The organism is Sporosarcina koreensis (assembly GCF_042655825.1).
GTDB classification, from domain to species: Bacteria; Bacillota; Bacilli; order Bacillales_A; family Planococcaceae; genus Sporosarcina; species Sporosarcina koreensis.
Map to the genome: position 1 here is coordinate 103,384 of NZ_JBHSNP010000029.1, position 12,964 is coordinate 116,347.

The following is a 12,964-nucleotide window of genomic DNA, read 5'->3' on the forward strand; positions in this document are numbered from 1 at the left end:
TTTAGGTATTTTCATTTTCAATATCTATTGGTAAGATAGTAGGAAATATTGTGCCAACGGTGCTCTACTGGAGGAAGATCGTGAAAAATCTAATCTTACAACTAATTAAGTCTATGTTTATTTTCATAGTAATGGTCGTGTTGATAGTTCCTGATAAAGCTTTTGCTCATCCCTACAGCGCGAGTTTCACAAATATTACGATAGACAGAGATAAAACAGAAGTCGTATTTATGATTGATAGCCTGTCCCTAATTGAAAATATCGAATCACTTGATCCGGATGGTGATAATCAGTTAGAGCCATCCGAATTAGTTGAAGAAGAGCATGAAATTGAAGAATTGGTAACCGAAACAATTGCAGTTGACTTCGGAAGCCAAGAATTGACGCCAGAGCTATTGAAAATGGAGCTCATCGAGAAAGATAGTAAACAATATGTGCAATTGTATTTAACTTACGATGGATTTTCGCCTGGCGATACATTTACATTTCTTGACGGATTCTTTGTAGGCGATCGGAATACAAATTACATTAATTTAGTAACAGCTACATATGAAGGTCAGACGAGCACCACCGTCCTTCAAGGAAACGAGCGTAACTGGACAATCTTAATTTCTGAAGTGCAACAAGAACAAGGTATGGATGACTTGGGAGATGTTAGCACACCAACAAAAAGTGGTTCTGCCTGGTTCTCCTTTTTCAAATTAGGGATGATTCATATTTTAGAAGGTTATGATCATCTATTGTTTTTAATTGCATTACTTTTAAGGAAGCAAACTTTGAAACAATATATCGGAATCGTTACTGCATTCACAATTGCTCATAGCATCACGTTAAGTTTGTCTGTTTTAGATATCGTGAACCTTCCATCGCTATTTGTAGAGTCTGTAATTGCTCTAAGTATTATTTACGTGGCCCTGGAAAATATATTCCGTAAGAAAATCCAATACCGTTGGGGACTCACTTTCGCGTTCGGACTTATTCACGGATTAGGATTTGCGGATTTATTAAAGGAAATGGCGTTACCAAAAAGCCAACTGGCAGTTGCATTAGTCAGTTTCAATATTGGTATTGAAGTCATACAAGTCGGTATTGTCCTATTATGTTTGCCCATCCTGTTTTATTTGCATAAGATGAATAATTCATTAAAAGTTATTCAAATCATTTCTGGGTTTATCGTAATAAGCGGTGCATACTTCTTAGTTCAACAATTATTCTTCTAATCGCATATATTGCTATGAAAACCTAATCGAACCCCCAACTGCATCTGTAAGGATGCAGTTGGGGGTTCGTGTTTTGTTATCATGTTGTTGTTTTCATTTTCCGGACTCATATCCATCCGACTCAATACTTACTGAAGTTTCTCCATTAAGTTAACGAAGATCTTTGCAGCTTCTGCACGTGTTGTCGGGTCTTGCGGCATGAATTTTCCATTAGATCCAGTAATGATTTTCAGCTCATACAACATTGAAATAGCGTTTACTGTTTCCGCATTGTAGTTGCCGATGTCGGAAAACGGTGCTTTTGCCGCCGGCTTGTATGATTCACCTGTTTTGGTTTCATATGCACGGGCAATCATCAACGCGATTTGTGCACGAGTCATATTTTCCGAAGGTTTGAATTTGCCATTCTGACCTTTTATGATCCCGTATTTGTAAGCAGCCGCAATTTCCGCTTGTGTTTCTTTGCTCAAGTTTTTGATGTCATTGAAAGGTGCTGCTTCATCTGCTTGAAGTCCCAATACACGGGTAATCAATGCCGCGGCTTGCGAACGTGTCAACTGATCATGCGGTTTGAATGAACCGTCCTTGTAGCCTTTGAAGACTCCCATTTGTACAGCTTTTTGAATATATTGTTCCGCCCAGTAGCCTGCATGTACATCCGTATACTTTACAGGTGTTACCGGTTCAGGTTTGACTGGATCCGGTTTGACTGGTTCTGGCTCTGTCGGTTTTGGATCTACCGGCGTTGGTGGGATGTATCCACCGCCACCATTTCCAGGGTTTACAACTACAGGATTTGTAACTGTGACGTTAACTGTCGCAGTGTTTTCTCCATAAGTGACTGTGATTGTAGTCTTACCTGCCGCTTTTGCTGTTATTACGCCTTTTTCGACAGTTATGACCGAATCATCCGCCGCTTTATATGTCGCTTCTGCTGTTACATCTTTGTCTGAAGACTCGTCTTCTGACGTAGTTGTTTCTGTCACTTTGACTGTTGCGGTTTTGCCTTTTTCAATTGAAATGTCTTTCTTATCTACCGACAGTGTGATGCTTGGTGCCGGCTTTGTTACAGTAACGTTTACCGTTACAGAGTTATCACCGTGAGTAATTGTAATTGTCGTTTCACCCGTTGCGACCGCTGTGATAACGCCCGCTTCAACAGATACGATTGTATCGTCTTCAACAACGTATTCTGCATCTGCTGTTACATCTTTGTCTTCAGACTCGTCTTCCGACGTAGTTGTTTCTGTCACTACGACTGTTGCGGTTTTGCCTTTTTCAATCGAAATATCTGTCTTATCTACTGACAGTGTAATGCCTGGTGCCGGCTTTGTTACAGTAACGTTTACCGTTACAGAGTTATCGCCGTGAGTAATTGTAATTGTCGTTTCACCTGTTGCTTTCGCTGTGATGACGCCTTTTTCAACAGATACAATTGCATCTTCTCCAACAATGTATTCTGCTTCAGTTGTCACATCTGTGTCTGTTGAAACCCCTTCCAGCGTTGACGTTTCTGTCACATTGATAGTTGCAGTTTTTCCTTTTTCTATTGAAATTTCAGATTGATCAACTGATAGTGTAATAACAGGAACAGGTGCTTCTTCAGCTTCCACTGTATATTCATATTCAGTCTTATTTCCTGCCGCATCGTCTACATAAACCTTAACTGTATTTTCACCTGGTGTTAAGTTAGTAAGGTTGAGTGAGAATGTACCGTCTTTCTTGAAGTTTACAGTACCTTCTGTGACTTTTTCTCCGTCAGCATTCGTTAATTCATACGTAACGAATAGCTTTTTATACAGGTCGAAACCGAATCCGACCTCATCTAGAGGTTCTTGATAATCGATATATTTATCAACGATTGTTCCGTTGAACGTGTAGTTCGATCCGACTGTAGTATGCGATTCAGCAGTTTCAACTGTCGCAGGACTGTTTACTACGAAAAGTGGTTCAAAATCAATATCACCGTACCATGCCCTTGTCCCAGTAGACAATTGTGCATAAAACGCAGTAAGATAAACGCCTTCCGGAATTGGCACTAACCCTGCTGCCTGATTATCCCAATTCGTGTACGTGCCTGTAATTGGGAGCGTATAGGTACCAGCTCGGCGAGTTGTAGAATAGCTTATATAGCCCATGTCATCTTCGAAATCGTCGCTCAACAAATCATGTAACCCAATGTAGTTGTTACCATAATTCCCTACCAACTGGAACGAGACAGATGTTGAATTCTTCGCATCCTTTCCAGTAAATGATACATCATGACCAGCAAGCTTGACGTAATGTACACCCGTAGGTAACACTAACGGCGAGAAGTCAGCGGCAAATGGCAATGAAATTTGTGTGCCATTCCCCTCTATATAAATATAACCTAATAATTCATCGCCAGCTTTTACTGTTGGTGTTTTTGGCATAGTCAATGTCAATTCAAGCATTTCAGTACCATTCAATGTAAATGCTGATTTGTCGACAGTAATCTTTGCATTGTTAAATGCTTTCGTCGTTTCAACTCGAACTGTGTAGTCTCCGCCTTTGCCGGCAAAATCTTCAACGCGAATTTGTTTCTTTACTGTAATGTCGACGTCTCTCACTTGACCTACTCTACCAAACGTCACTGTACCTTTTTCGTTATTCACTTCTTTACCGCTAAAGGTTGTTTTACCAAGTGCATAAGCAAGGATTGTCGGATATGCCGCTTCGTAAGCCTGGACGCGTCCAGGACCTTGTGCGAATACATCAAACTTTTTATCCAATACTTTTGCGGTATTCGAAAGGGCCACTTTCACATCGAATGGAGTCCATGTAGGATTTGCCTGACGAATTAAAGCAGCGATTGCTGCAATGTGCGGAGTCGCCATTGAAGTACCTGTATACCTATCATAAGACTCGCTATAATCAGCATCCGGATAATCTTTTCCATAGGCAGGTACTGAAGACATGATGTTTGTCCCTGGTGCAACTACGTCCGGTTTAATGTCGAAGTCAGGATTTGCTGGTCCGCGCGAGCTGGAGGAGTTTATCTCATCACCAGTCGTTTTCGTAGATGTAACGTTGCTGAATGACACTTTTCCTGTTCCAGCTGCTGTTAATGCATCGCGAAGTGCTTTTCCTTCAGTATAAGACATATCAAACGCAGGAATGAAGTCGAATGAGTCACCAAGGAATACATTTGCCGGTCCCGGTGAACCCGTCCCAGTTTGTGAGTTATGAATTAGCACGATTTTCGCTCCTGCAGCTTTTGCGTTAGCAATCTTATCAACAAACGCAATGTCCCCACGGGAAATGAGCGCTACTTTGCCTTTTACATCAATACCCGTGAAATCTTTAGGATTACCTACGCCAGGAATTGAGACGACGTCAAATTCACCTTCCAACGCTTTTGTTACATCTTGACCAAATTTAACACCCATCAATTTAATGATTGATGTATTGTCGTAAGATCCAGCCTTAACAGTAACACTTGCTTCATACATACTCTCAGGATTCGTGGAGTTCCCGACAGCAATGCCAAGCGCTGCTGTTGAAGGATTTCCGATTGTTCCACGGTTCGGTCCAGAGTTACCTGTAGCAACAACAGCAACCGTTCCACCTAGCATCGCATTGTTAATCGCAATTGCATCAGATGCAGTTGAACTGTTTGAAGATCCCCCAAGTGATAAGTTAATGACGTCCATGCCGTCTTTAACGGAATCGTCAATCGCTTTAATGATGCCCGCCGTAGCACCACTGCCATAGCCGCCGAGTACACGGTATGCGTACAGTTCCACTTTAGGTGCAATTCCTTTAATGTTGTATTCATTTGCACCGATTGCTGCAATTGTACCCGCAACGTGCGTACCGTGAGATGTGTAGAATGAGCTACCTTGTGTATTGAATTCAGGTGTTGTTGAAGCACGATCCAATGGAGATGTTTCATATGGATCGTCATCAGCACGCGGCCGTGAATATTGGCTATTGTGAACAATATAGTTCTTACCACCCTTGTATACATCTTTAAATTCAGGGTGATTGTAGTCGATACCCGTGTCTAGGACACCGACTTTAATACCTTTCCCCTCAATCCCATTTTTCCAAAGATTTTCTATTCCGAGGAAAGGTACACTTGTCGACATCGCTGCATCGACTTGTCCATCGTTTTTAGATGGATTACCAAGTGCGTATCTCATTTCATCCGGTTCAATGAGAACGACGCCATTGATTTTAAGAAGTTTCGCCAAATCGTTGGCTTTGACAGTAGCAGCAAATCCATTTAGGACTGTATCGAAGGAGTAACCTTCTTTGAACTTAATGTTATTTGCTGTCATTGATTTTTTTACTTGACTATGTTGTGCATTTACCTTCTTTTCAACTGAAGCACCTTCAGCTTTAGTGAATTTTTTGCCTGTCAATTCTTTAATCCCTTTTTCAAGGGCAACAGGTTTTTCAGATAGATGTACAATTACGTCTACTTCTTGTTCACCCGATAAACCTTGCAAATCTTCATGTAGCGTGGCTGGTCCTGCTAATATAGCTAATTGTTCAGCAATCGCAGCTTCTGCTTGCGAATCACTTTCAATTATGCCATTTTGTTTTACTGGTTTTGCATCCGCATTGGCGGACGCATTCATCGGAGCCAGCATCGTAAAGACCATGGCTAACGCCATGATCGCGCTGAAGAACCTATGAAACTGTTTTCTCTTCAATATATTTCCCCCTTACGACATATTATTTACACTCGTTGAACTAGAGTGATAATTGGAATATAACATATATTAACAGACTTGAATACATATATTTCCTCAAAAATAAAACTTTTATTCTATGTTGGTAATTAGTCCGAAATACTCAACAAGTTTCCTCTTTTTTAGTCCCAAAATGACTTTTTTCTACTTCACATTACAAAATACTGCATAATTAATCTATCAAGTTCTGTACAGTGGCATATGATTAAAGGCAGATAAGTTGTCGACAATTTACGACAACTTATCTGCCTTTACACTAATTATGAAAAGATCTATTACTTATTTTAAGGTTTCTACTAAATGAACAAACATTTTCGCTGCTTGTGCACATGTCTTCGTGTCTTGCGGCAGGAATTCACCTTTGAAAAAAACACTTACCGCATAGTGGGGTAAGTGCTTTCGGGCAGCAGGATGACATAAAAAATCCGCGGAGAAAATTCTCCGCGGTTTTTTCCCGCTCATCAACCAAAGCCACTCTGAAAAAATTCTATAAGAGGTTAAAGGAAAAACTCTACACAGACAGTGTACCATAATTTTCTGCAATCTCAAACACTAATTTTCTACTATTTTAATGATATTGTACGGTATAAAAAGACCGAGAAATCAGCTCTGCTAATATTTTGGGCCGGGCCGAATTTTCCTCCGCCAATCCCTTGGGTAATATTGTTAAATGCTAGAGAATTAATGGCATCTTTTGCGAAGCTTCCATTGCTATCCGTGAAGTGATTTTGGTCACTGAGCGGAAGCTTGAATCCCCGTTGAAGGATGGCAGCCATTTCAGCGCGGGTCAATTTGCCGTTCGGGTCGAACTTCTTCCCTTTTTCCTTCCCTTGGATGATGCCCATATTTGCGACTGCCGCCACTTCTTTGTAGAACGTCATCGATGGCGACATATCTTCGAAGCCTGGATCCGTCACGTTATCGAGCGGCAGTTTCAGCGCTCTTGACAGAAGGATTGCCGCTTGCTGTCTCGTCAACTCTTGATAAGGGCCGAAATTGCCGTCAGCGTAGCCTGCAATGACCCCTTCGTTCACGAGTGACGCGATTTCATTTTCTGCACGGAATGTGAGTCCCGTATCTTTGAAGAGACCTTCTTTGTAGCCTGCGTTGAAGACCGCCTTCAGATCATCGATCATGATGCTGCCTTTCGTTTTCAGGCTATCCGTCGGTTGTGCAATATAGATCTGTTTAAGTGTAATGTTGCCTGTCGCGGCGGCAGGGATATCGGCCATCACATAGTTCCAGCCGAGCCATTTCAGTCCGTTTTCAGGTGTGAAGTCGATTGTATATTCTTTGCCTTGCCCGTCTTGGATGCGACCGCGCAGCCATGTTTTACCTGCATCGCCATAGACACGGGCCGATAGCTTCACTGGTGTTCCTGCTAGACTCATAGGCGTTTTTGCGTCCACATATGCAGCGGACGTGCCTGTCGTGCCTGTAAAGTCATATGTCAGCTTTAATGCGCCTTTACCTTCGAACGCCGGCTCCTTCGCGCTATTCATGGATAGGGACGCTTTTCCGTTTGTTGCTGAAGACGTCCAATTGTCTAGGGATTCCATATTATCCACGCGGTAGTATGCACCTGTGATGGTCACCGGGATGGTTACCGTTTTGCCACCTAATGTAGCAGTCACTGTCCCCTTGCCTTCTTTGGATGTTGCTGTTAGGACGCCTGAAGCGGTGATGGTTCCGATATTCGCGGAAGCGCTCCACTTCACTAATGATGGATCGAAGATGACTTCCCTGTTTTTGCTGTCAAACGCTTTTACAGTCAACGTCTTCTTTTCGCCTGTCCGCACTTCGATGGATTCGCTTGACGGCTTCACTGCATGGATGGATTCGACGACTTCAAACGGGATGTTTGCTGTCGCACCGCTGTATTGTGCAGTGATGGAGCCTGTCCCCGCTTTTTGGGCTGTGAATTCCAGACCATTCACTGTTGCCAACCCTTGCGGAGAGCTTAGTTTGACGTCCGCTTTATTGAACGTAACCGGGTTGTAATAGTTGTCCATCACGTAATCTACTAAAACGGATCCTTTCGTGCCTTTCAAATAGACGCCCGGTTTCGATAAATAGGCTCCGACAGTAGCCGGAGTGCCTACAGGTGCAGTTGATACTGCGAAAAGCGAAGTCGAGACGGAGCGTTCTCTGCCGTCCGATGGTCTATTGAATAGGGAGACATTGAAGTCGCCCGGTTTGCGGACTGCCATCGTCGTGGAGCCGCCACCGTCAAGGTTAAGTGCCTGGTAAGCGCCGATCGACACAAGGTATTCAGCGAATTCCTTCAAGCTTTGTCCTTGGCTATAGCCGGATTGACGTCCGTCCACTGTCACCATGAATACCTTCGTGCCTGTCCTGTCGATTGCGATCGCCGTACGCGGCGCGCGTTCTCTTGCGCGGTCGCTATTCGGGTCGATGCCGAGGTTCACTTTGCCATCCTTGACGAGTTCAGGTCCGGACGTCAGCATGAATGAGGCGCCTTTCCATTTTTCGTCGATATTGGCGTTGATTAAAATAGTTTCGCCGATCCCGATGTTTTCGATGAGCGATACCGCTTCACCATGAGCCGACAGGACAAATCCGTTTTTCGGAATCGTTGCAGCGTCGGTGCGTACCAGTTTATTCGTCACTTTAGCTGTTACTGTTTCACCGAAGTTGAGTGCCGTCCCGCCTGTGACTACCTCGACGACAAGCTCGACGCCGAGTCCATTCGTTTCAGTTGTCGGTTTCGGATAAAGCGGCGTGTATAGAATCAGATTGTTCGTCGAGCGGTGCTTGTCCGTCGACGTGATCGGGTAATCCTGTCCGTTATGGTTAAACGATAGACTTAAATTGTATGTATCTATCTTCCCTTTGCCAGTGCTATCGATGCCGAAAGCGATCGGCCGACTGACGTATTGGTCATTACCGGTCGCGATGATGCCGGCATTCATGAGCCTGTCGCGGTAGGCGATCAGGTACATCGGCAAATAGCCTTGGTCGGATCCCCAGAAGAAGGAGCCGTTAATGGCGCCTGCAACCTGCTGGCCGAGTGCTGTATAGGCGTTTGCCTGGCTCGTCGTCGGTGCCAGTTTGTTAAGCGGCGTCGGGATGCCGACGTCGACGGTCGTGAATGGATCATTCAGGTCGATGACCAACTGGCGGAATGCTTGCGGGTTGTTTGCTACTGTTTTGTTCGTATATTCATATTGGACGCCTCCGGAGACTTTCGTCTTTCCTGGCGTTTCACCAAAGGCTAGAGTCGGTATTGATAAAAAAATCACAAGAAATAGGATGCTGATTTTCGACAGGTATGTACGATTACGCAATTATTCATTCCCCTTTGTAATTATTTGGTGTATGTCCATTATAATCTCAAACTCTTCTATTTCCATAGCTGAAAGAGATTTCAGTACTATTAGACTAGTTAAAGGAGAGAATCGGATGCGAGCAGGTGGATATGCGCGTTTGGGGGCGTTTATGCGTAATTTCGGCGAGTTATGCGTGTTTCCGGAGATTTATGCGCGTCTGGAGGGATTTATGGACTTTTAAGAGGAGTTATGCGTGTTTTGATGGATTTATGCGTATTTCGTGCAATTAAATAGAAATGCCCCGGTTCTGGGATGATCCAGAAACGGGGCTTGCTGTTTTTATTGCAAATCTGCTTTTTTCTTTGAAGTAACTGCCAGGAAGACGGCTGTCAAGATGTAGAAGTACAGAGTGAACGTCTTGTCCTCCCAGATGTTATAGATGAAGCCGCACCAGTAGACGCTGATAAGCATCGCTAGCATCGGTATGGCTTTGTCGGATAGTTTGCGGCGCTTCCAGAATAGGACGAGCATGCCTAATAGGAAGACGGCGAACAAGAGGACGCCCACTACCCCGTTTTGGGTGATGACCTGGATGTATTGGTTGTCCGAGTAGATATTGAACTGGACATCATAATGGCTATAGTATGGCGACGAATACACTTTTGAAGCAGAATCGCCGAATGTACCGAAGCCCGTTCCAATGATCGGATGCCTTTTGAAGATTTCAAGCCCTTTATAGACGATGAACAGACGTCCCGTCGTCTTGCTCTTTTCGAATGTGTCCGACTTGAATGTCCCCGTGATGCGAGACGTTTCGATTGCGAAGGCTTGATCGGTTTCAGGCGTGCCTGTCCGTTCTATTTCACCGACTTCCGTGTTTGCACTGATCCATTGCGCCGCTTTTGTTACCGGCATCGTGATGAGGACGAATCCCAATGCAACGGCAAGGCCCGATTTCAGGACAAACTTCCAATTCCTTGTGAACAGGAAGTAGATGACAAGCCCGATGATGAAGGCGATCCATGTGCCGCGGCTATACGTAAGAATCCATGTCCCAGCAAGGACGACGAGGATGAGATTGAACACCCATTGGATTTTCGTCTTCGGAAGCAGCGTTTTCAGGTAGTAAATAAGAATGCCGGAAATCGTCAAATAGACGGCAAGCACATTCGGATTGTTGACAAGTCCGTAAATACGGCTGGCGTTATTTTTAGATAGCTGGCGATTCACCCATGGCTCCGGCATGAGAAGGGAACGGGCGGATAGCTTTTCGACAAGACCTTGGATGATCAGGACAACCGTGACGAATAACGTGACCGTCAGGAAGTTCACAATATCCCGTTTCGTAATGTCCAGTCTTTTCACGATATAGAGTAGAAGGAACATGATTACGAATGCGCGGATTTGGAAAATGATCGCCGACAGGATGACACCGGATAGGAATGCCGAAACGGTCCCCATGATCATGAATGCGATAAATGCCCATTCAAAGATTTCGAAACGGAAGATCGACTTCCAATCTTTCCTGGCATCCCAAAGTACGCGGAGGAAAGCGAAGACGATGACAAGATCGCCGACCAGTTTCAGTCCCGGGCTTACTTCAATCAGAGATGAACGCAAAGGGAAGTAGATCAGTAAAAAGAGAATTGCCTGCTTTGGCCGGAACAATGCCGCGATTGCCAGAAGGAGCGAAATGCCGTAAGCAATCATTGTATTTGGAATGACGAGCGCCACTGCGAGCAGCAGTACTCCTAGAATCGGCACTGTCAGTTCTTTGATGTTGAGATTCATGGTATGACCCTTTCTATAGTTGTTTCACGTTTCGATTATAACACAGCCCTAGGGCGTGTCGTCAGTTTATTTTCCCAATATGAAGACGTTATGGATTGAGAAAGGATGCATGAATATGAAAAAGGAGCGGGAAACCCGCCCGCTCCTCATTCTATTGCTGCTTTATTGAAAAAAGTCCCTGTCAGCTGCTCATACCAACGTTTGTATACCGGGTGGTCGAATGTCGCCATCCGTTCCACCATATTGGTCCCTTGATAGAACATCATGCCTTTTTCGTCAAGTCCGTACCGTTTCGACATATCCATATAGAGGTCGAATGCTTCGACGCCTTGTTCGGCTTTGTCGGTATGGTAGGAGTCGATCTCAATTGTGATGCCCGTACCGTAAATTTGCGCATTCAGGAATGCGCGGTGAAGCCGCTCTTCCTTATCAACAATGGATGCACGGAAAGCATTCGGTTGGAGGAATGCGGCATCAAATCCATAATTCTTCCATTTGTAGAAGTTCGTTGACGTTGCGTGCGGTGAGTAAATGAAGAATTTATCGTTCTTCTTCAAAATGCTTGAAATGGATGAAATGATGACTTCATCGTCGACGGTCCGCACCGTTTCGCTAAGCCAGTAGAATCCTTTGAAATTCAAATTATCGTACTTGCCGCTTTCGAAGCGTTGCATCACTTCTTTTACATACCAGCTCGCAAGGTCGTAACGGGCATACACATCACGTCCGACTTCGTTACCGTTCAAATTGATGATCGGTTCATTCCGTTTCGGATAGGGAATCGCGACATAGACATCGACTTTCCGGTTTGCTTGACCAGCTGCCGTGTTCAGGTTTTTGATCGCCCCATCGGAATTGAATGTCCTTTCTATGTACGTTTTCCAATCCTCGTAATTGGCACGGTTCGTCGGCCCATCTACGAATTGGTCGCTGTTTTCATTGTAACGCAGACCGAGTATGATGAAGGTGTCAAACATATCCTGTTGAACGCCGTTTACCGGCTTTGTCTTCAAGTAGTTTTGGAAAAACTCCGGTGTGAATTTCTCGATTTCCTTGAATCCGTTATAGATGAGGGCACCGCTCTTCAGATTGGTCTTGTCCGCTGCCGCGATCGTTTGTGGGTATTCCACGAATTTATTGCTTTGCGGATGGACGGTCCCTTCCGGATAATCAAGTGCCAGTTCAATCGCATCGTCTACATTCGGGATGACAGCGATGAGCTCTCCGCCATTTCTTACTTCATAGGCGACCGGCTTTTGGTACACCCTGTAGAGAAATGCGCTGAACTGGGCGCGTGTCACTTTTTCCTTCGGGCGGAATGAACCGTCATTATAACCTGTTGTCACTTCTTCGTTTGCAATGGCGTCTATGTAGTGATAATACGGATCCTCTATCGGAACATCCGTAAAAGAGCTGTTGCCTTTTCCTTCGTATTGATAAGCTGTTGCCAGCATTTTGGACATTTCGTCTCTAGTCAATGGCTTGTCGGGATTAAAGTGTCCTTCATCGAGCGACAGCCAATCGTTTTCGAGTACAATCATGATTTCAGCGTAGCCCGGAGATGTTGGAAGCAAATCCTCCACCGGGGTCGGCTCGCCTTCAAGCGTATAGAGATCAAGAGCCCTCGTCATCATAACGGCAGCATCTTTCCTCGTAATATCAAGGCCGGGTCTGAAGTGACCGTCTCCGAAGCCCCTGATGACTTTATGCTCAGCTACAAATTCAATATCTTTGTATGCCCAATATTGATACGATACGTCCTTGAATGTAGCTGCCTGTGCAGTAGGCATTCCTAAGATGAATACGGACAAAATGACGATGATGATGCTTAGCTGTTTACTTGATGATTTCATTCCACCTTCTCCTTCTGTTTGCAAGTTCGAGAGGAATATTTTAACTAAAATGTTCCCCATCATTTTCAAATGTTGTCTATCAGAAGTAA

At 44.4% G+C, this 12,964-nt stretch carries 5 protein-coding genes; 1 reads left to right on the plus strand and 4 read right to left on the minus strand.

Going from position 1 to position 12,964, the window contains the following annotated elements:
• Positions 1-80: 80 nt before the first annotated feature.
• The gene (locus tag ACFPTP_RS16380) at positions 81-1,220 is read left to right on the plus strand and encodes a HupE/UreJ family protein (protein WP_381447018.1); all 1,140 of its coding nucleotides are present in this window, start codon (positions 81-83) and stop codon (positions 1,218-1,220) included.
• 128 nt (positions 1,221-1,348) lie between these two features.
• On the opposite strand, the gene ACFPTP_RS16385 is transcribed toward ACFPTP_RS16380, so the two are convergent.
• The 4 genes from ACFPTP_RS16385 to ACFPTP_RS16400 all read right to left on the minus strand — a co-directional run bounded on the left by ACFPTP_RS16385 (position 1,349) and on the right by ACFPTP_RS16400 (position 12,875).
• Entirely contained in the window at positions 1,349-5,902 is a 4,554-nt protein-coding gene (locus tag ACFPTP_RS16385; protein ID WP_381447021.1) for a S8 family serine peptidase, read from the minus strand.
• A 602-nt stretch (positions 5,903-6,504) separates the two neighbouring features.
• Complete coding sequence (locus ACFPTP_RS16390) at positions 6,505-9,249, minus strand: phosphodiester glycosidase family protein (protein WP_381447023.1); 2,745 nt, start codon at positions 9,247-9,249, stop codon at positions 6,505-6,507.
• 321 nt (positions 9,250-9,570) lie between these two features.
• Positions 9,571-11,022, minus strand: a complete 1,452-nt coding sequence (locus ACFPTP_RS16395) for an O-antigen ligase family protein (protein ID WP_381447026.1) — start codon at positions 11,020-11,022, stop codon at positions 9,571-9,573.
• A 146-nt stretch (positions 11,023-11,168) separates the two neighbouring features.
• On the minus strand, positions 11,169-12,875 hold the full coding sequence (locus ACFPTP_RS16400; protein ID WP_381447028.1) for a DUF4855 domain-containing protein: 1,707 nt from the start codon (positions 12,873-12,875) through the stop codon (positions 11,169-11,171).
• Positions 12,876-12,964: the final 89 nt, after the last annotated feature.